We start from the raw sequence: 19615 nt of genomic DNA, 5'->3' as shown, positions 1-19615 counted from the left end.
ACTTGGCGGCTTGGCGCTTTAGGCTCGGCGCGCTACTGCGTCGAGCGGATCACATCGGTGCCCGCAGGGATATCGAAGGTGAAGCGGCCGGGGTCCATCCCTTCGTTCATGCGTACGTTATCGAAGCCGATGGCGGTGCGCTGCCCGGTGCTGTCGGTCATCTGCAGCATGGCCAGCGCCTCGCCGCGGAAGGTCATCTTCAGCTCCTCGAACAGGGTGTCGGGATCCTTCGGCACCAGGATGAAGGTCTCGCTGGCCCCCTGCTGCTGACGGGTGACCTCGTAGCTGTCGGTCAGCTCGTCGGCGCTGCCGGAGAGCAGCAGGGCCGGGGTGTGGGTCACGCGCTGATCGAGCGGCTGCACCGTGGCCTGCTCGAGGTCGGGATCGTAGAGGATGACCTCCTCGCCACCGGAGACCACCAGCTGCTCGTAGGGCGCTTCCACCTCCCAGCGGAACTTGCCGGGACGCGACAGCCACATGCGGCCGCTCGCCTCCTGCAGGCGCTGGCCGCTGCCGTCGAGGATCTGCTGTTCGAAGTCGGCCGCGTAGGTCCGCAGCGGCTCGAGAATCGCCGCCAGGCGATCGGCGCCTTCGCTGGCCAGGGCCGACATCGGCACGGCCAGCGTCATGGTCAGCGCGGCGAGGGTCTTCTTCATGCTCATCGTCTCTGTCTCCCTGGACGGGTCCATCATGGCATCCTGACACTCGGACCGGACAAGCCCCGACGGGTTGCACGCCCGTCGCAGGCTTTCATCATTGCTGCATGATTGCGGCGCATCAGTCGCTCACCGGGGGCGGCGCCAGCACCTCGCGGGCGCCGTTGGTGCCCATGGTGGAGACCACGCCGGCCATCTCCATCGATTCGACCAGGCGCGCCGCCCGGTTATAGCCGATCTTGAAGCGCCGCTGGACGGCCGAGATGGAGGCCCGCCGCGACTCCGTCACGAACTGCACCGCCTCGTCGTAGAGCGCGTCCTGCTCGGCATCGCCGTCGCCACCACCGCCCTCGGCCTCGAGCCCGGCCAGGGCCTCGGCGGAGACGCCGCCGGAGAGGATCTCGTCGATGTACTCCGGCTCCCCGCGACGCTTCCAGTCCTCGACTACCCGATGTACCTCGTCGTCGTCGACGAAGGCGCCGTGCACGCGGGTCGGCATACCGGAGCCGGCGGGCAGATAGAGCATGTCACCGTGACCCAGCAGGTTCTCGGCGCCGCCCTGATCGAGGATGGTGCGCGAATCGACCCGCGAGGAGACCTGGAAGGCCATGCGGGTGGGGATGTTGGCCTTGATCAGACCGGTCACCACGTCCACCGAGGGGCGCTGGGTGGCAAGAATCAGGTGGATGCCGGCGGCACGGGCCTTCTGCGCCAGGCGCGCGATCAGCTCCTCGACCTTCTTGCCGACGATCATGAACATGTCGGCGAACTCGTCGATCACCACCACGATGTAGGGCAGCTTCTCGAGCACCGGCGGGGCCTGGTGCATCTCCCAGGGCTGCGGCTCCCACAGCGGGTCGGCCACCTGGGCGCCGGCCCGCTCGGCCTCGTCGAGCTTGGCGTTGAAGCCGGCGATGTTGCGCACGCCCATGGCGGCCATCAGCTTGTAGCGCCGCTCCATCTCGGCGACGCACCAGCGCAGGGCGTTGGCCGCCTCCTTCATGTCGGTGACCACCGGCGCCAGCAGGTGCGGGATGCCGTCGTAGACCGACAGCTCCAGCATCTTGGGGTCGACCATGATCATGCGCACCTCGTCGGGCGTCGCCTTGAGCAGCATGGAGATCAGCATGGCGTTGACGCCCACCGACTTGCCCGAGCCGGTGGTGCCGGCCACCAGCAGGTGGGGCATCTTGCCGAGGTTGGCCACCACCGGGCCGCCGCCGATGTCCTGACCGAGCGCCAGGGTCAGCGCCGAGGCCTCGTGCTGGTAGCGGTCGGAATCGATCACCTCGCGCAGGCGGATCATCGCCCGGTGCGGGTTGGGGATCTCGATGCCCACGGTGGGCCGACCCGGGATCACCTCGACCACCCGCACGCTCTTCACCATCAGCGAGCGCGCCAGGTCCTTGGCCAGGTTGCTGATCTTGGAGACCTTCACCCCGGCCGCCGGCTTGATCTCGAAGCGCGTGATCACCGGCCCCGGCCAGGTGTCGACCACCTCGGCCCGGACGCCGTACTCGCGCAGCCGCGTCTCGAGCAGCTCGGCCATCTCGGCCAGCTGCTGCTCGGAATAGTTGCGCTGCTGAGGCTCCGGCGGCGTCAGCAGGCGCATGCTCGGCAGCTCGCCATCGGGCTCCGGCAGGTCGTCGAACATCGGTCGCTGACTCTGCAGGTGCTCCACGGTCCACAGCGCCGGTCCGTCCGGTTCGTCGGCGGCCTCGCGCGCCTGCTCGGCGCTCGCCACCCGGGGCGCGTCGTCATCCGTGACAGGCATAACGTCGTCCACGACCGGCTCATCCTCCTCCTCGGCGGGATCGGGAGGCGCCACGCCAGGATCACGCCGCTCCGGCGTCCCGGCGGAATCGTGCACATCCTCGCGGCCTGCGCGAGAGGTGTCGCGTGTCGCCTCGGGGGCTTCACGAACCCTATGCGAGGAGAGGTACGGCTCCGAGGCCTCCTCGTCGAACTCAGCGTCATCGCCCTGCCAGTCGGCGAGCCGTGGCTCGTGTCGCCGGGAGTCGCGGGCAGGCGAGTGCGGCGAGGCTCCCGAGGAGGCGCGCGCCACGGGCGGCGCGTCGAGGTCGTCGGCGTCCTCCTGGGTATCGCTGCGCGAGGCGTCATGAGCGTCGACGGACGAGTCGAGCGGGCCATCCAGGCGCTCATCATCACGATGCGCCCGCAGGGCCGGCCCCTGCCAGGCCGGCATCACCTCATCGTCATCGGGCAGCACCGGCTCGGGAATCGTCTCCGGCCGGCGCCGCTCGCCTGGCGCCTCGGCGTCATGGCCTCGCGTATCGAGGCGTTCATCACGCGTCCGAGGCGCGGCGGGCGAGCGCGTCGCCTCGGCAGTGGGCTCGGCTCGCGGCGCACGGGCACGCTCGGGCGCGTCGACCTCGGTGGAGACGCGCGCGGGCGGCGCCTCGCGGCGCGGTGCCTCGGGAGGGGTGACGTCGACCCGCGGCTCCTGCGCCATGCGCGCCGTGTAGGCGGCCTCGGGGCGCTTGGCCGAGGGCGTACGCGCGGGCACATCCCAGGGGATATCGGTCTCACCGTCATCGCCGAAGCCGGGGTCGGTCGCCAGGGTCGGCGCGTCATCGCGGCGCCGGCCGCCGCCCAGCCGCCGCCACCAGGAAGGCCGCTCGTCGACCTCTTCGGAGCTTGCGGACGGCGCCTCGGCGGCCCTGGTCTCGCGCTCCTGCTGGTCGAGGTCGCGGCGTTCGACGCGTCGCTCCCGTGCCAGCCCGAACCGGTCGACCACCCAGCGCCACCCCAGCAGGCTTCGACGTCCCAGCTCGTCCATCACCGTCAACCAGGAGAGGCCGGTGAACAGGGGAAAGCCACAGAGCATGGCCGCCACGGAGAGCAGGCCGGTGCCGCCCGCGCCCACCAGGGGCAGCAGCGCACCGACCAGTCCCTCACCGAGGATGCCGCCCGTCGAGTAGGGCAAGGGACCATCGGGACGATAGAAGTGCAGTGCTCCCAGGGTGGTCGTGCCCAGCAACAGCAGCACCAGCCCCCCGCAGCGCACCGCCAGGGCGGTGGGATCCCACTCGAAGCGCACCTGCCGCGAGCGGATCAGCCACCAGGCGGCGAACCCCAGCATGCCGGGCCACCACAGGGCGCTGACGCCGAACAGCGAGTAGAGCACATCGGCGAGCCAGGCGCCGATGGCGCCCATCCAGTTGGCGACCTCGGTCTCCGGGCCGCTGCTCGACCAGCCGGGGTCGTCCCCACGGAAGCTGTAGAGCGCCAGCAGCAGGAACACGCAGGCGGCCAGCAGGATGATCACCACACCCTCGCGGGTCGCCCCCTGCAGCCGCAGGCCGACGCGCTTGGCCGTTTCCCTGGCATTCTCCGCCGTCGCCCGACGCGACGAGGACCTTTTCTTGACACTCAAGCGGCCACCTCCCTTGCGCCCACATGGCGTATTGCGGATGTCATGGGCATCAATCATACCGAGCAAGCGCTCACCATCACAGGGGCCGGCATGCCTTGAGCCCTGCCCCACGGCGCGGCAGACTGGGCGAGCCGCTAACGAGGAAGAGGCCCATGCTGCCCTGGCTACCCGCCCACGCCGTCCATTTCCCCCCCGTCGAGTCCGCGCTGCGCGATCCCGACGGCCTGCTGGCCGCGGGCGGCGCGCTGACCCCGGCCTGGCTGCTGGCCGCCTATCGCCACGGCATCTTCCCCTGGTTCGGCGACGATCAGCCAATCCTCTGGTGGAGCCCGGACCCCCGAATGGTACTGGTGCCCGGCGAGGTCCGCGTGCGAAGAAGCCTCGCCAAGCGGCTGCGCAACGCCGGATTCACGGTTACCGCCGACCGCGCCTTCGAGGCGGTGATGGCGGCCTGCGCGGCCCCGCGCGACGGCCAACCGGGCACCTGGATCACCGACGAGATGCGCACGGCCTATGGCCAACTGCACGCGCTGGGGGCGGCCCACTCCGTGGAGGTATGGCGCGACGATGCCCTGGTCGGCGGCCTCTACGGTATCGCGCTGGGACCGGTGTTCTTCGGCGAATCGATGTTCTCCCGCGTACCCGACGCCTCCAAGGTCGCCCTGGTGCAGCTGGCCCGGGCCATGGCCGCCGGCGACGGCCGGCTGATCGACTGTCAGATGCACACCGGCCACCTGGCGAGCCTCGGCGCCCGGGATATCGCCCGCCGCGAGTTCATCGACTATCTTGATCAGTGGCTGGGTGAACCCGCGCATGGCGGCCGGGAAGCAGCCGTGAGCATGCCGGCACCCACCTGGTCCTTCGCCACGATCGGCACCGCAGGATGACCGGGCCGGGGATTCCCGGGAGTATGATGCAGAGGAGATGGCAGCCTTGAGCAGCAACGCCCCCCGACAGCCGGTCAGGGACCTGCGCTTCTTCCTGACCGTGCCCCACGCCTGCAGCTACCTGGCGGGCCGTGAGGCGACCACGCTGTTTCTCGACCCCCAGGAGGCGCCGGGCCAGGGCGTCTACGACGCCCTGGCGCTGCTCGGCTTTCGTCGCAGCGGCCGTCACCTCTATCGTCCGCACTGCGATGCCTGCAACGCCTGCATCTCCGTGCGCATCCCGGTAGAAGAGTTCTCACCGAGCCGAACCCAGCGCAAGCTGATGAACCGCAATGCCGATCTCAGCCTGCACGTGCGCCCCGCCCTCTTCGATGCCGAGCACTATGCGCTCTATGCGCACTACGTCAGGACCCGCCACGCCGATGGCGACATGTACCCGCCGAGCCACGAGCAGTACCGCACCTTCCTGACCCTCGACCAGCCCTATGCCCGGCTGCTGGAGTTTCGCCTCGACGGGCGACTGGTGGCCGTCTCGGCCTTCGATCAGCTCGAGCACGGCCTCTCGGCCATCTACACCTTCTTCGATCCCGCACCCGAGCTGGAGCGCCGCTCCCTGGGCACCCTGGCCGTGCTGTGGCTGGTGCGTCGCGCCCTCGATCAGGGGCTCCCGCATGTCTATCTCGGCTACTGGATCCGCGAGTGTCGCAAGATGACCTACAAGCAGGCCTTCCAGCCGCTGGAGATGCTCGACGGTCGCCACTGGCGACGCCTGATCACGACGCGATAGGCACAGGCGAGCCAGGGTTCCTTTGCCATGACGGGCGGCATGCGGCACAATATCGCGCTATCCTGTCGGCACGGGTGGCCCAGCCGTGACATCGCGCCGCCTGTTTTTTGTCATCATCAGCGAGGAACCGCCTATATGGCACGTGAAGACCATATCGAAATGGAAGGCGTCGTCGTCGATACCCTTCCCAACACTACGTTCCGCGTCGAACTCGAGAACGGCCACGTGGTGACCGCCCATATCTCCGGCAAGATGCGCAAGCACTATATCCGCATCCTTACCGGCGACAAGGTCAAGGTCGAACTGACCCCCTACGACCTGTCCAAGGGCCGCATCGTCTACCGCGCCCGCTGAGCGTCGATCGGGCCATCAGGCCCGGACGCCGCTCGAGTGTCGGCCGCCTTCGCGTCCGCCACCTCCTCCCGCATCACGCCCGAGCGAACAACGCCCCGTCCGAAGACAGGGCGCTGTGATGGATTAGCCGACCGAGTTCCCGTCAGGGCGCGTCGGCCAGCTCCGACTCCGTGGCCAGGTGCAGCTCGCCGGCTTCCACGCTGACGTGCACCACGCCGCCGTGTTCGGCGAGCTCGCCGAACAGGATCAGCTCGGCTAGCGGCTTCTTGAGCTGCTCCTGAATCAGGCGAGCCATCGGGCGTGCCCCCATGTCGGGGTCGTAGCCCTTCTCGGCCAGCCACTCCCGCGCCGCATCGTCCACGTCCAGCTGAACCCGCTTTTCGTCGAGTTGCGCCTGCAGCTCCACCAGGAACTTGTCCACCACGTTGCGCACCACCGAAGTGGGCAGGGCGTGGAACTGGATGATGCCGTCCAGGCGGTTGCGGAACTCCGGCGAGAAGGTCTTGCGGATCACCTCCATCGCATCGGTGGAATGGTCCTGGCTCTGGAAGCCGATGGAGCGCCGCGTGGCCTGCTCGACCCCGGCATTGGAGGTCATGATCAGGATCACGTGACGGAAGTCCGCCTCGCGACCGTTGTTGTCGGTCAGGCGACCGTGATCCATGACCTGCAGCAGCAGGTTGAAGACCTCGGGGTGCGCCTTCTCGATCTCGTCGAGCAGCAGCACGCAGTGAGGCTGCTTGGTGATCGCCTCGGTGAGCAGCCCGCCCTGGTCATAGCCGACGTAGCCGGGAGGCGCACCGATCAGCCGCGACACGGTGTGGCGCTCCATGTACTCGGACATGTCGAAGCGCACCAGCTCGATGCCCATGATGTGCGAGAGCTGGCGGGCCACCTCGGTCTTGCCCACCCCGGTCGGACCGGCGAACAGGAAGCTGCCCACCGGCTTGTCCGGGGACTTGAGGCCGGCCCGCGACAGCTTGATCGCCGCGGCGAGACTGTCGATGGCTTCGTCCTGGCCGAACACCAGCATCTTGAGATCGCGATCGATATTGGCCAGCAGCTTGCGATCGGAGCTCGAGACGCTTTTCGGCGGAATCCGCGCGATGGAGGCCACCACCGCCTCGACCTGATCCACGTCGATGGTGTCGACGCGCACCTCCGGCGGCAGCAGGCGCTGATGGGCGCCGGCCTCGTCGATCACGTCGATGGCCTTGTCGGGCAGGTGACGGTCGTTGATGTAGCGATCCGACAGCCGTGACGCGCTCTCCAGGGCCGCATCGGTGTACTTCAGCTGGTGATGCTCCTCGAAGCGCGAGCGCAGGCCCTTGAGAATCCGGGTGGTGTCCTCCACCGAGGGCGCCATCACGTCGACCTTCTGGAAGCGCCGAGCCAGGGCGCGGTCCTTCTCGAAGATGCCGCGATACTCCTGGAAGGTGGTGGAGCCGATGCAGCGCAGCTCGCCCGAGGAGAGCAGCGGCTTGAGCAGGTTGGAGGCATCCATCACTCCGCCGGAGGCGGCGCCCGCGCCGATCACCGTGTGGATCTCGTCGATGAACAGGATGGCGTTGGGCTGCTTGCGCAGCTCAGCCAGCAGGTTCTTCAGGCGCTTCTCGAAGTCGCCGCGGTACTTGGTGCCGGCCAGCAGCGCGCCCATGTCCAGCGAATAGACCACGGCGTCGCTGATCACCTCGGGCACGTCCTCCTCGACGACGCGCTTGGCCAGCCCCTCGGCGATGGCGGTCTTGCCGACCCCGGCCTCGCCCACCAGCAGCGGGTTGTTCTTGCGGCGCCGCGCCAGGATCTGCACCACGCGCTCGAGTTCATGGTCACGACCGATCAGCGGATCGATCTTGCCCATCCTCGCCTGTTCGTTGAGGTTGGTGGCGTAGCTGGTCAAGGGGTTGGAGCCTGTCTCGTTCCCGCCCTCCTCGGCATCCTCGGCCTCGGGCGAGGGCGAAGACGGGCTCTGGCCGTGGCCGGCCACCTTGGAGATGCCGTGGGCGATGTAGTTGACGGCATCGACCCGCGCCACGTTCTGCTGCTTGAGGAAGTAGACCGCCTGGCTCTCCTGTTCGGAGAAGATCGCCACCAGCACGTTGGCGCCGGTAACCTCGCTCTTGCCGGACGACTGGACATGGAAGACCGCGCGCTGCAACACACGCTGGAAACCCAGGGTCGGCTGCGTCTCGCGGTCGGACTGATCCTCTGGAATCAGCGGCGTGGTGGAATTGATGAAATCCTGCAGGTCGGACCGCAGCTTATCGAGATTGGCCCCGCAGGCGCGCAGCACATCCGCCGCCGAGGCATTGTCGAGAAGCGCCAGCAGCAGGTGCTCCACGGTCATGAACTCGTGGCGCTTGGAGCGAGCCACGGTGAAGGCCGTGTTCAGGGTCAGTTCAAGTTCTTTACTCAGCATGGCAGTCCCCTTCTCGCCGCTCAGGGCTTCGCGTCGGATCGTTCATGGTCCGGCATCATCAACATTCGGGTACAAACGGTGGCGTTGCAAGTCCCGCCTCAACGCTGACCGTCGTACTCCCTCCTCGACCATGCCGCTCAGTCCGCCGCCTCGATGTCGCACAGCAGCGGATGCTGACACTCTCTTGCATATTGATTGACCTGATGGCTTTTGGTTTCCGCGATGTCGTGAGTAAAGACGCCACAGGTCGCCTTGCCGCGGGTGTGAACGGTCAACATGACCTGCACCGCCGTCTCGCTGTCCATATGAAAGAAGGTCTGCAGCACCTCGACCACGAACTCCATGGGCGTGAAGTCGTCGTTGTGCAGCACCACCTTGTACATGGAAGGGCGTGCAACCTCCGGGTCGGCGTGCTGCACCGCCAGGTCGCCATCCCCTTCCTCGGCCCCTCCGGGACCACGGGGGCCGGGCGTTTCCGGGCCCGGCGGTCGCGTCATGCCTCCCGTCGGGAAGGCCTGCCACGTTCGCCATATCACCTCATCGTCTCTACTGAACATAAGAGCCACTATCCATCTCGACAAGCCGCGCGCCGCCGATCATCTCAACCGTGATTGGACGCCGCCGCGCCGGCAGGGTTCATCGCCATCATTGGTTATCGGGCTATCCGAACGCAAAGGGCCCCCGTTCGCCTGACGGCGGACGGGGGCCCCGTGTTCAGCGTCGCGACTTACATCTTACATGTTGTCGGCGACGGCCTGGCCGAACTCGGAGCACTTAAGCAGCTTGGCATCGTCCATCTGGCGATGGAAGTCATAGGTGACCTCGCCCTTGGAGATGGCCTTCTCCATGCCCTTGAGCACCAGGTCGGCGGCCTCGGTCCAGCCCATGTGACGCAGCATCATCTCGGCGGAGAGGATCAGCGAGCCCGGGTTGACCTTGTCCTGGCCGGCGTACTTCGGTGCGGTGCCGTGGGTGGCCTCGAACATGGCCACGGCGTCGGAGAGGTTAGCGCCCGGCGCGATGCCGATGCCGCCCACTTCCGCCGCCAGGGCGTCGGAGATGTAGTCGCCGTTCAGGTTCAGGGTGGCGATGACGTCGTACTCGGCCGGACGCAGCAGGATCTGCTGCAGCATCGCGTCGGCGATGACGTCCTTGATGACGATCTCCTTGCCGTTGTTCGGGTTCTTCATGGTCATCCACGGACCGCCGTCGAGGAGTTCGGCACCGAACTCCTCCTTGGCGAGCTCGTAGCCCCAGTCCTTGAAGGCCCCCTCGGTGAACTTCATGATATTGCCCTTGTGCACCAGGGTCAGCGACTCACGGTCGTTGTCGATGGTGTATTGCAGGGCCTGACGCACCAGACGCTTGGTGCCCTCGACGGAGACCGGCTTGACGCCGATGCCGCAGTTCTCGGGGAAACGGATGTTCTGGACCCCCATCTCCTCGCGCAGGAACTTGATGACCTTGTCGGCTTCCGGGCTGCCGGCCTTCCACTCGATACCGGCGTAGATGTCCTCGGAGTTCTCGCGGAAGATCACCATGTCCACGTCGGCCGGCTTCTTGACCGGGCTCGGCACGCCCTCGAACCAGCGCACGGGACGCTGGCAGACGTAGAGGTCGAGCTTCTGGCGCAGCGCGACGTTCAGGGAGCGGATACCACCGCCCACCGGCGTGGTCAGCGGGCCCTTGATGGAGACGACAAAATCCTTGACGGCTTCCAGGGTCTCTTCCGGCAGCCAGGTGTCGGGATCGTAGACCTGAGTGGCCTTCTCGCCGGCATAGACCTCCATCCAGTGGATCTTGCGCTCGCCGTTATAGGCATGCTGCACGGCAGCGTCGATGGCGATCTTCATGGCCGGCGTCACGTCGATACCGATGCCGTCACCCTCGATGAACGGAATGATCGGCTCGTTCGGCACGTTCAGGGTGTTGTCGGCGTTGACCGTGATCTTGTTGCCGCCTTCGGGGACGACGATTTTCTGGAACCCCATGGAGAACTCCCCTGTCTGGTCTGTTCGATAATGGACGCAGCATATCATCGGCCCTCGCCCCGGATTAAGCTACGGTACTTTTGTCGACAATCTTGTTACACTCGTTTCCCGCTCGCCGGGGCGCTCTGCGCGCACCCGCTCCACGCCCACGAAGTGACCAGAGAGATCAACGTCCCATGTCCCAGACGCCGAAGATTATCTACACGTTCACCGACGAAGCGCCTGCGCTGGCGACCCACTCGCTGCTGCCGATCATCGACGCCTTCACCGACGCTGCCGGTATCGACGTGGAAACTCGCGACATCTCCCTGGCGGCACGGATTCTCTCGCTGTTTCCCGACTACCTGGCCGAGGATCAGCGCGTCGAGGATCACCTGGCCGAACTGGGCGCCCTGGCCAAGACGCCGGAAGCCAACATCATCAAGCTGCCCAACATCAGCGCCTCCATGCCGCAGCTTCACGAGGCGATCAAGGAGCTGCAGGGACAGGGCTATCCGCTGCCGGACTACCCGTACGAGCCGAAGAACGACGAAGAGCGAGACATCCAGGCGCGCTACGGCAAGGTCAAGGGGAGTGCCGTCAACCCGGTGCTGCGTGAAGGCAACTCCGATCGCCGTGCGCCGAAGGCCGTCAAGGCCTATGCCCGCAAGTACCCGCATCACATGGGCGAGTGGAGCCAGGCCTCGCGCAGCCACGTCTCCCACATGCACGGCGGCGACTTCTACCACGGCGAGAAGTCGATGACCCTGGATCGCCCGCGCAAGGTGAAGATGGAGCTGATCAACGACAGCGGCCAGGCGCACGTGCTCAAGCCCGAGATCTCGCTGCAGGAAGGCGAGGTCATCGACAGCATGTTCATGAGCAAGAAGGCGCTGCTCGAGTTCTACGAGCGGGAGATCGAGGATGCGCGCCAGACCGGCGTGATGTTCTCCCTGCACGTCAAGGCGACGATGATGAAGGTCTCGCACCCCATCGTGTTCGGCCACTGCGTGAAGATCTTCTACAAGGACGCCTTCGAGAAGCACGGCGAGCTGTTCGAGGAGCTGGGCGTCGACGTCAACAACGGCATCGCGAACCTCTACGAGAAGATCGACACTCTGCCCGAGACCCAGCGCGAGGAGGTCATCCGCGACCTGCACGCCTGTCACGACCAGCGGCCGGAACTGGCGATGGTCGACTCGGCCCGCGGCATCACCAACTTCCACTCGCCCAGCGATGTGATCGTGGACGCCTCGATGCCGGCCATGATTCGTGCCGGCGGCAAGATGTACGGCGCCGACGGCCGCCTCAAGGACGTCAAGGCGGTAATGCCGGAGTCGACCTTCGCGCGCATCTATCAGGAGATGATCAACTTCTGCAAGTGGAATGGCGCTTTCGACCCGGCCACCATGGGCACCGTGCCCAACGTCGGCCTGATGGCCCAGAAGGCCGAGGAGTACGGCTCTCACGACAAGACCTTCGAGGCCCCGGAGAACGGTGTCGCCAACATCACCGACCTGGAGACCGGCGAAGTGCTGCTCTCCCAGACCGTCGAAGAGGGCGATATCTGGCGGATGTGCCAGGTCAAGGATGCGCCGATCCGCGACTGGGTGAAGCTCGCCGTGGAGCGCTGCCGCGACTCCGGCATGCCGGCCGTGTTCTGGCTCGACCCCTACCGTCCGCACGAGAATGAGCTGATCAAGAAGGTCAGGACCTACCTCGCCGAGCACGACACCGAGGGTCTCGACATCCAGATCATGTCCCAGGTCAGGGCCATGCGCTACACCCTCGAGCGCGTCGTGCGCGGCCTCGACACCATCTCGGTGACCGGCAACATCCTGCGCGACTACCTCACCGACCTGTTCCCGATCCTGGAGCTGGGCACCAGCGCCAAGATGCTCTCCATCGTGCCGCTGATGGCCGGCGGCGGCATGTTCGAGACCGGCGCCGGCGGCTCGGCGCCCAAGCACGTGCAGCAGCTCCTCGAGGAGAACCACCTGCGCTGGGACAGCCTCGGCGAGTTCCTCGCCATGGGCGCCTCCCTGGAGCATCTCGCCAAGCAGTTCGGCAATCCGCGTGCGACCCTGCTGGCCGAGGCGCTGGACAAGGCCACCGGCGAGTTCCTCGAGCACAACAAGTCGCCCTCCCGCAAGGCGGGCGAGCTGGACAACCGCGGCAGCCACTTCTATCTGGCCCTCTACTGGGCCCAGGCCCTGGCGGCCCAGGACGAGGACGCGGACCTCAAGGCACTCTTCGCCCGCCTGGCCGAGACGCTGACGGCCAACGAGGCGACCATCCTCGAGGAGCTCAACGGCGTGCAGGGACAACCCGTGGACATCAAGGGCTACTACCATGCCGACGCCGAGCTGGCGCGTGCCGTCATGCGCCCGAGCAAGACCCTGAACGAGGCCCTGGCGCTGGTCGCCCAGGACTGAAGGTAGCACCCCGAGGCAACCCGCCGCCCCTTGCGGGCGGCCCCTCCGGCTCCCCTCCGCCCCTTGGCGGAGGGGAGCCGTTGCGTTGTAGCATCAGACATTGCTCAGCGTCAGGCGCTCGGTATAGTGGAAAGAGACGATGAACCTTTACCTGTTGAACAAGCCCTACCGCATGCTCTCCCAGTTCACCGACCGCCGTGTCGATGGAGAGGAGCGTCGCGCCACCCTGGCCGATGTCATCTCGGTGCCGGACATCTACGCCGCCGGGCGACTGGACTTCGATTCTGAGGGGCTCTTGCTGCTCAGCGACGATGGCGCACTGATCCACCGCATCAGCGACCCCCGGCACAAGCAGCCCAAGACCTACCGCGTGCAGGTGGAGGGCACCCCCGACGATGCCGCCCTGAAGGCGCTGCGCGACGGTGTCACCCTCAAGGATGGCCGGACTCGGCCGGCGAAGGTCAGGCAGCTCGCCTCGAGCGAGCTGCCCGAGCGCACCCCGCCCCTGGATCCCAGACGCCATCCCGTCACCACTTGGCTGGAGCTGACCATCACCGAGGGACGCAACCGCCAGGTACGGCGCATGACCGCCCACGTCGGCCACCCGACCCTGCGCCTGGTGCGCGTGGCCATCGGCCCCTGGCGGCTCGACGGCCTGGCGCCCGGAGAGTGGCGCCGCGAGACCCTGCATGCCCCCAAACCGCCGGCCCAGCGCCGCCGCCCGCCGAGGAGACGCCCATGAGCCGCTGGCACCCCTTCATCACCGTAGCCACCGTGGTGGAGCGCGCCGGCCGTTTCCTCATCGTCGAGGAGGACCGCGGCGGGCCCGAGACCCTGTTCAACCAGCCCGCCGGCCACCTGGAACCCGACGAGCGCATTCGCGACGCCGCCCTGCGTGAGCTGCGCGAGGAGACCGCCTGGCAGGTCGGCATCACCGACTACCTCGGCATGTACGTCTACCACACGCCCGACGGCCTGACCTTTCACAGCCACGGCTTCTTCGGCATGGCGCTGGCACACCTCGGCAACGAGCTGGACCCGGCCATCCATGCGGTGCACTGGCTGACCCTGGAGGAGCTCGAGGCGCTGGAGCGCGAGGGCCGCCTGAGAAGCCCCCTGGTGATGCGGCGCATCCGCGATGCGCTGGCGAGCCGCTTCTACCCCATGGACGTGATCCACGAGCGATAAGCGGCGAGCTACAAGCGCCGAATACGAGAGATAAAGTGCTGAGCTAAAAATGCCGAGACCCGAGCGGCGCCGGGGATAGGTCGAAGCGGGGGTCCTTTTCCATGGAAGGAAAAGGTAGCGCACAGGGAGGTATTCACAGCGCCCCAGCGATGGTCCGGCACACCGGGAGCTGTCGCCGGGAAAGCCGCGAAGTGCAAGCAACGAACCGTCATCCAGATCGCCTCTCGGCGCCTGACGCCCACATCATGTATAATCCCAGCCCATTTTGACACTCAATCCGAGAGCGCCCATGACCGCCACCACAGGCAAGGTGATCGTCGGCATGTCCGGCGGCGTCGACTCCTCCGTGTCCGCCCTGCTGCTGCTCGAGCAGGGGTACGAGGTCGAAGGCCTGTTCATGAAGAACTGGGACGAGGACGACGGCACGGAGTACTGCACCGCCAAGGAGGACCTGGCGGATGCCGAGGCCGTCTGCCAGAAGCTCGGCATCCCGCTGCACACCGCCAACTTCGCCGCCGAGTACTGGGACAACGTCTTCGAGCACTTCCTGGCCGAGTACCAGGCGGGCCGCACCCCGAACCCGGACATCCTCTGCAACCGCGAGATCAAGTTCAAGGTGTTCCTCGAGTACGCCGAGATGCTCGGTGCCGAGAAGATCGCCACCGGTCACTATGTCCGCGAGGCGGTGCGTGACGGTCATCCGCGCCTGCTCAAGGGGCTCGATCCCAACAAGGACCAGAGCTACTTCCTGCACGCCGTGCCGGAGGCCGCCATCGCCCGCACCCTCTTCCCGGTGGGCGAGCTCGAGAAGCCCGAGGTGCGCGCCATCGCCGAGCGCCACGGCCTGGTCACCGCGCGCAAGAAGGACTCGACCGGCATCTGCTTCATCGGCGAGCGCCGCTTCAGCGATTTCCTCAAGCAGTACCTGCCCGCCCAGCCGGGGGTGATCGAGACGCCCGAGGGCGAGGTGATCGGCGAGCACATGGGGCTGATGTACTACACCCTGGGCCAGCGCCAGGGGCTTGGCATCGGCGGGCTCACCGATCACCCGGACGCCCCCTGGTACGTGGCCGCCAAGGATCTCACGCGCAACGTGCTCGTCGCCGTGCAGGGCAAGCACCACCCGCTGCTCTATACCGACAGCCTGGCCACCGAGGCCATGGACTGGGTGGCCGGCGAGCCGCCCGCCGCCGAGGGTCGCCTTACCGCCAAGACCCGCTACCGCCAGGCCGACGTGCCCTGCACGTTCCACACGCGAGAGGATGGCGGCGTCGAGGTGCGCTTCGACGACCCCCAGCGCGCCGTGACGCCGGGGCAGTCGCTGGTCCTCTACGACGGCGATATCTGCCTCGGCGGCGGCGTGATCCGCACCACCTGGAACGCCACGGAGCCCGGCCAATGACCGCCTCGACCCCGATCCACCGCGCCCCGGAGACACCGGCCGCCCGCCAGGCCCTGGCGCTGGCCGGGGTCTTCCAGGCCGCCAGCCAGGTCGACGAGCTCGCCCGCACCGGGCAGACCGACCAGCGCGCGTGGGAGACCCTGATCCGCGCCACCCTGGACACCAACCCAGAGAGCTTCGAGGCGATCTACGGCGGCCACCCCAACAACCTGCGCCAGGGCCTCGAGGTGCTCGAGGGCGTGGTAGGCCGCAAGCAGGTCAATCCGGTAGTGCTGCGCTACGGTTTCTCGCTGCTGATGCTGATGAACCAGCTGCGCTCCAACGACGCCATGATGGACGATCTGGGGACGCGCCTGACGCGCATCCAGGGTCAGGCCGAGCACTTCGACGCCACCCATGAGAACGTCATCTCGAGTCTCGGCGAGGCCTACCAGCAGACGCTCTCGACGCTCAAGACGCGCATCGTCGTTCAGGGCGACCCCTCGCTGCTGCAGAGCCGCATGATGCCGGAGCGCGTGCGCGCCATCCTGCTCGCCGGCATCCGCTTCGCCCTGCTCTGGCATCAGCAGGGGGGCCGGCGCTGGAAGCTGGTCTTCCAACGCGGCGCCCTGAAGAAAGCCCTGGACCAGCTGGGCTGATCCGCCTTTTCATTACCCCCGTGACCACCCCTTGATCGGAATCCGACCCATGCAAGCCGCTCCCCTGCCCCTCTCCGCCCTCACCGCTCTCTCTCCCGTCGATGGCCGCTACGAGTCCAAGGCCGCCGCCCTGCGCGAGCACTTCAGCGAGTTCGGCCTGATCCGCGCCCGGGTCATCGTCGAGATCCGCTGGCTCGAGTGCCTCGCCGAGCACCCGCAGATCACCGAGGTGCCAAGGCTCTCCGCCGAGGCCACCGCGCACCTCGAAGCCCTGCTGCGCGACTTCTCCCTGGCCGATGCCGAGCGCATCAAGGAGATCGAGCGCACCACCAACCACGACGTCAAGGCGGTGGAGTACTTCATCAAGGAGAAGATCGCCGATCAGCCGGAGCTGCATGCGGTCACCGAGTTCGTGCACTTCGCCTGCACCAGCGAGGACATCAACAACCTCTCCCACGGCGTGATGCTGACCGACGGCCTGAAGGCGCTGCTGCCGATGATGCACCAGGTCGCCGACGAGGTCGCCCGCCTGGCCCAGGAGCACGCCGCCCAGCCGATGCTCTCGCGCACCCACGGCCAGACCGCAAGCCCCACCACGCTCGGCAAGGAGATGGCCAACGTCGCCTATCGCCTGCGTCGCCAGCTCAAGCAGATCGAGGCGGTCGAGATCTTCGGCAAGATCAACGGCGCGGTGGGCAACTACAACGCCCACCTCACCACCTACCCCGAGGTGGACTGGGAGGCCAATGCCCAGAGCTTCGTCGAGGGCCTGGGCCTGACCTTCAACCCCTACACCACCCAGATCGAGCCCCACGACTACATCGCCGAGCTGTTCGACGCGGTCTGTCGCTTCAACACCATCCTCATCGACTTCGACCGTGACGTCTGGGGCTACATCTCGCTGGGCTACTTCAAGCAGCGCACCGTGGCCGGCGAGATCGGTTCCTCGACCATGCCGCACAAGGTCAACCCGATCGACTTCGAGAACTCCGAGGGCAACCTGGGGCTTGCCAACGCGATCCTCGGCCACCTCGCCCAGAAGCTGCCAATCTCCCGCTGGCAGCGCGACCTCACCGACTCCACGGTGCTGCGCAACCTCGGCGTGGGCCTGGCCTACGGCATGATCGCCTACCAGGCCTCGCTGAAGGGCATCTCCAAGCTCGAGGCCAACCCGGTGCGCCTGGCCGAGGACCTCGACAACAGCTGGGAAGTGCTCGCCGAGCCGATCCAGACCGTGATGCGCCGCTACGGCATCGAGAAGCCCTACGAGAAGCTCAAGGAGCTGACCCGCGGCAAGCGCATCGACCAGACCGGCTTCGCCGCCTTCATCGACACCCTCGAACTGCCCGCCGAGGTCAAGAGCGAGCTCAAGGCGCTCAGCCCGGCCAGCTACATCGGCAACGCCGAGGCCCAGGCGCGCAGGCTGTAAGCGCCAAGCGCCATAAGGATAAGCGGCGCCGGGGACAGGCCTGAAGAGGGTCCGATTCCAGGGAGGGAATCGGTAGCGTACAGGGAAGTATTCACAGCGCCCTCGCACAGGCCTGTCGCCGGAACAGCCGCGTCGACGCCGAGCCAGACAGCGACATGCTAGTATCCCGACAGGCGCCCGACGGCGCCTGTCGCCGTTTCACCCCTTCGCGAGCGCGAGACCATGTCACCAGACGAATCCCTCACCCTGCTCGGCGGCCTCTCTGCCGACGACTTCCTGCGCGACCACTGGCAGCGCAAGCCGCTGCTGATCCGCGGCGCCTTCCCCGACTTCCAGTGCCCCCTCGCCCCGGATGAACTCGCCGGCCTAGCCTGCGAGGAGGGCATCGAGGCCCGCCTGGTCGAGGAGCATGGCCGCGATGCAAAGGGGAATGAACGCCCCTGGCAGGTCAGCCACGGCCCCTTCGATGAGGCCACCTTCGCCCGGCTGCCGGAGCGCGACTGGACCCTGCTGGTGCAGGCTGTGGACCACTACGTGCCCGAGGTCGCCGCGCTGCTCGAGCACTTCACCTTCCTGCCGCGCTGGCGCCTCGACGACGTCATGGTCAGCTACGCGCCGCCCGGCGGCAGCGTCGGCCCCCACGTCGATCAGTACGACGTCTTCCTGCTCCAGGGCCAGGGCACCCGGCGCTGGCAGCTCGGCGGCCAGGTCCCCGACGAGGCGCCGATACTCCAGGGCATCGACCTGCGCATCCTCGAGCACTTCGAGGTCGAGGCTGACCAGGACTGGGTCCTGGAGCCGGGCGACATGCTCTACCTGCCCCCCGCCTGGGCCCACCACGGCGTCAGCCAGTCCGACGACTGCCTGACGCTCTCGGTCGGCTTCCGTGCCCCCTCGGCGGACGAGGCCATCACCTCCTACGCCGACTACCTCGGCGAGCAGCTGCCGGCCTCGAAGCGCTATGGCGACACCGGCATGGCGCCTCCGGCGGATCCCGCCGAGCTCGACGATGCCGCCGTGGCCCGCATGCGCCAGCTGATCCTCGACACCCTTGACGACCCGGCCCAGCTGGCCCAGTGGTTCGGCCGGGTGATGACCCAACCCAAGTACGCCGACCAGTTGGTGCCCACCGACACGCCGACCGAGCCCGAAGCGCTTGTTGCCGCACTACAGGAGGGCGAGCAGCTGGTGCGCAGCCCCGGCTCGCGCTTCGCCTGGCGGGCCCTCGATGAGACGCGGGCGACGCTGTTCGCCGACGGCGATGGCGTCGTGTGCGCCCTGCCACTGGCCCGCACGCTGGCCTCCGAGGCGCCCCTGGACGCGGCGCTGCTGGCCTTCGACGAGGCGCCCGCGCTGCTCGCCGCCCTGCGCGACGCCGGGAGCCTCGCCTGGACCGATGAGTTCGAGGAGTAGGCGAGTGCGGATCACGACCCTGACAGGCCCTTTGCCAGGCCACCTGACACGCCATCTGGAGAGCGAGACGCGCCATGACTGACCGGCCCCTGGAGATTCGCGAGGGCGACTGGGCGGTACTCGGCCATGAGGCCACCGAGATCCGTCGCGTCGTCTTCATCGAGGAGCAATGCGTTCCCGTCGAGGAGGAGTGGGACGGGCGCGACAGCGCCTGTCGCCACTTCCTGGCCGTGCAGGACGGCCGCCCGATAGGCACCGCGCGGCTGCTGCCGGATGCCCACATCGGCCGGGTGGCGGTGCTCGCCGAGGCGCGCGGCCGCGGCATCGGGGTGGCCCTGATGCGGGCCGCCATCGAGGCCGCTCGTCGCGACGGCCACCTTCGGGTGGAGCTCGCCGCCCAGACCCATGCCCTGGCCTTCTACGAGCGGCTGGGCTTCGAGGCCGTCGGCGGCGAGTTCATGGACGCCGGCATTGCGCACCGCAACATGCACCTCCCGCTTCAGGAGTGAGCCGAGCCCCGCCCTGCCCTCCTCGGCATTCGACTACACAAAAGGCGGCGCCCGCCGCCTTCCTGTAGTCGAGTTACAACGCCCTCTGCACCCAAGGGGGAATGGTGAACGCCCGTCATGCGGGGCCATAG

16 protein-coding genes are annotated in these 19615 nt (G+C 67.4%); 11 read left to right on the top strand and 5 right to left on the bottom strand.

Annotated elements, in window-relative coordinates; translation table 11 throughout:
• Positions 1 to 32: 32 nt before the first annotated feature.
• Positions 33 to 662: an outer membrane lipoprotein periplasmic chaperone LolA gene (lolA, locus tag ABE957_RS04215; protein WP_349757435.1), complete on the bottom strand. Its 630-nt coding sequence runs from the start codon at positions 660 to 662 to the stop codon at positions 33 to 35.
• A 115-nt stretch (positions 663 to 777) separates the two neighbouring features.
• Positions 778 to 4053: a DNA translocase FtsK gene (locus ABE957_RS04210; protein ID WP_349757434.1), complete on the bottom strand. Its 3276-nt coding sequence runs from the start codon at positions 4051 to 4053 to the stop codon at positions 778 to 780.
• Between the two features lie 152 nt (positions 4054 to 4205).
• Here ABE957_RS04210 and aat point away from each other — a divergent pair, with 152 nt between their 5' ends.
• The 3 genes from aat (at position 4206) to infA (ending at position 6081) form a co-directional block, all read left to right on the top strand.
• Entirely contained in the window at positions 4206 to 4940 is a 735-nt protein-coding gene (gene aat / locus ABE957_RS04205) for a leucyl/phenylalanyl-tRNA--protein transferase (RefSeq protein ID WP_349757433.1), read from the top strand.
• 46 nt (positions 4941 to 4986) lie between these two features.
• Positions 4987 to 5727 carry an arginyltransferase gene (locus ABE957_RS04200; protein WP_349757432.1) on the top strand — a complete coding sequence of 247 codons (741 nt, stop codon included), beginning with the start codon at positions 4987 to 4989 and terminating at the stop codon, positions 5725 to 5727.
• 135 nt (positions 5728 to 5862) lie between these two features.
• A complete protein-coding gene (gene infA, locus ABE957_RS04195) occupies positions 5863 to 6081 on the top strand; it encodes a translation initiation factor IF-1 (protein ID WP_089847867.1) in 219 nt (72 codons plus the stop codon).
• Between the two features lie 142 nt (positions 6082 to 6223).
• Here the strand turns inward: infA and clpA are convergent, their stop codons facing one another.
• The 3 genes from clpA to icd form a co-directional block, all read right to left on the bottom strand.
• Positions 6224 to 8500, bottom strand: coding sequence for an ATP-dependent Clp protease ATP-binding subunit ClpA (gene clpA, locus ABE957_RS04190; RefSeq protein ID WP_349757431.1), 2277 nt, complete (start codon positions 8498 to 8500; stop codon positions 6224 to 6226).
• A 137-nt stretch (positions 8501 to 8637) separates the two neighbouring features.
• Positions 8638 to 8997, bottom strand: coding sequence for an ATP-dependent Clp protease adapter ClpS (gene clpS, locus ABE957_RS04185; protein WP_349757430.1), 360 nt, complete (start codon positions 8995 to 8997; stop codon positions 8638 to 8640).
• A gap of 237 nt (positions 8998 to 9234) precedes the next feature.
• The gene (gene icd, locus ABE957_RS04180) at positions 9235 to 10491 is read right to left on the bottom strand and encodes an NADP-dependent isocitrate dehydrogenase (RefSeq protein ID WP_349757429.1); all 1257 of its coding nucleotides are present in this window, start codon (positions 10489 to 10491) and stop codon (positions 9235 to 9237) included.
• A gap of 176 nt (positions 10492 to 10667) precedes the next feature.
• Here icd and ABE957_RS04175 point away from each other — a divergent pair, with 176 nt between their 5' ends.
• The 8 genes from ABE957_RS04175 (at position 10668) to ABE957_RS04140 (ending at position 19484) form a co-directional block, all read left to right on the top strand.
• Entirely contained in the window at positions 10668 to 12905 is a 2238-nt protein-coding gene (locus ABE957_RS04175) for an NADP-dependent isocitrate dehydrogenase (protein WP_349757428.1), read from the top strand.
• A 139-nt stretch (positions 12906 to 13044) separates the two neighbouring features.
• Entirely contained in the window at positions 13045 to 13647 is a 603-nt protein-coding gene (locus ABE957_RS04170) for a pseudouridine synthase (protein WP_349757427.1), read from the top strand.
• Positions 13644 to 14093 carry an NUDIX domain-containing protein gene (locus ABE957_RS04165; protein ID WP_349757426.1) on the top strand — a complete coding sequence of 150 codons (450 nt, stop codon included), beginning with the start codon at positions 13644 to 13646 and terminating at the stop codon, positions 14091 to 14093. The genes ABE957_RS04170 and ABE957_RS04165 overlap by 4 nt, the downstream gene beginning before the upstream one ends.
• A gap of 289 nt (positions 14094 to 14382) precedes the next feature.
• Positions 14383 to 15495 carry a tRNA 2-thiouridine(34) synthase MnmA gene (gene mnmA / locus ABE957_RS04160; RefSeq protein WP_349757425.1) on the top strand — a complete coding sequence of 371 codons (1113 nt, stop codon included), beginning with the start codon at positions 14383 to 14385 and terminating at the stop codon, positions 15493 to 15495.
• Positions 15492 to 16133, top strand: a complete 642-nt coding sequence (gene hflD / locus ABE957_RS04155) for a high frequency lysogenization protein HflD (protein WP_349757424.1) — start codon at positions 15492 to 15494, stop codon at positions 16131 to 16133. The genes mnmA and hflD overlap by 4 nt, the downstream gene beginning before the upstream one ends.
• A gap of 64 nt (positions 16134 to 16197) precedes the next feature.
• Positions 16198 to 17562 (top strand): adenylosuccinate lyase, encoded by a 1365-nt coding sequence (purB, locus tag ABE957_RS04150; protein WP_349757573.1) that lies wholly within the window; start codon positions 16198 to 16200, stop codon positions 17560 to 17562.
• Between the two features lie 222 nt (positions 17563 to 17784).
• Positions 17785 to 18975: a JmjC domain-containing protein gene (locus ABE957_RS04145; protein WP_349757423.1), complete on the top strand. Its 1191-nt coding sequence runs from the start codon at positions 17785 to 17787 to the stop codon at positions 18973 to 18975.
• Positions 18976 to 19049: 74 nt separating this feature from the next.
• Entirely contained in the window at positions 19050 to 19484 is a 435-nt protein-coding gene (locus tag ABE957_RS04140) for a GNAT family N-acetyltransferase (RefSeq protein WP_349757422.1), read from the top strand.
• The last annotated feature ends 131 nt before the right edge of the window (positions 19485 to 19615 follow it).

It is taken from the genome of Halomonas pelophila, from assembly GCF_040196315.1.
Taxonomy (GTDB): Bacteria; Pseudomonadota; Gammaproteobacteria; order Pseudomonadales; family Halomonadaceae; genus Halomonas; species Halomonas pelophila.
Note: the sequence above shows the minus strand (reverse complement) of the source record. Positions and strands in the feature narration are given on the sequence as shown.

Excerpts from the sequence above, each read along its gene's own strand:
- lolA (WP_349757435.1), bottom strand. The coding sequence starts at position 662 with ATGAGCATGAAGAAGACCCTCGCCGCGCTGACCATGACGCTGGCCGTG.
- aat (WP_349757433.1), top strand. The coding sequence starts at position 4,206 with ATGCTGCCCTGGCTACCCGCCCACGCCGTCCATTTCCCCCCCGTCGAG.
- infA (WP_089847867.1), top strand. The coding sequence starts at position 5,863 with ATGGCACGTGAAGACCATATCGAAATGGAAGGCGTCGTCGTCGATACC.
- clpA (WP_349757431.1), bottom strand. The coding sequence starts at position 8,500 with ATGCTGAGTAAAGAACTTGAACTGACCCTGAACACGGCCTTCACCGTG.
- clpS (WP_349757430.1), bottom strand. The coding sequence starts at position 8,997 with ATGACGCGACCGCCGGGCCCGGAAACGCCCGGCCCCCGTGGTCCCGGA.
- icd (WP_349757429.1), bottom strand. The coding sequence starts at position 10,491 with ATGGGGTTCCAGAAAATCGTCGTCCCCGAAGGCGGCAACAAGATCACG.
- ABE957_RS04175 (WP_349757428.1), top strand. The coding sequence starts at position 10,668 with ATGTCCCAGACGCCGAAGATTATCTACACGTTCACCGACGAAGCGCCT.
- ABE957_RS04170 (WP_349757427.1), top strand. The coding sequence starts at position 13,045 with ATGAACCTTTACCTGTTGAACAAGCCCTACCGCATGCTCTCCCAGTTC.
- ABE957_RS04165 (WP_349757426.1), top strand. The coding sequence starts at position 13,644 with ATGAGCCGCTGGCACCCCTTCATCACCGTAGCCACCGTGGTGGAGCGC.
- mnmA (WP_349757425.1), top strand. The coding sequence starts at position 14,383 with ATGACCGCCACCACAGGCAAGGTGATCGTCGGCATGTCCGGCGGCGTC.
- hflD (WP_349757424.1), top strand. The coding sequence starts at position 15,492 with ATGACCGCCTCGACCCCGATCCACCGCGCCCCGGAGACACCGGCCGCC.
- ABE957_RS04145 (WP_349757423.1), top strand. The coding sequence starts at position 17,785 with ATGTCACCAGACGAATCCCTCACCCTGCTCGGCGGCCTCTCTGCCGAC.
- ABE957_RS04140 (WP_349757422.1), top strand. The coding sequence starts at position 19,050 with ATGACTGACCGGCCCCTGGAGATTCGCGAGGGCGACTGGGCGGTACTC.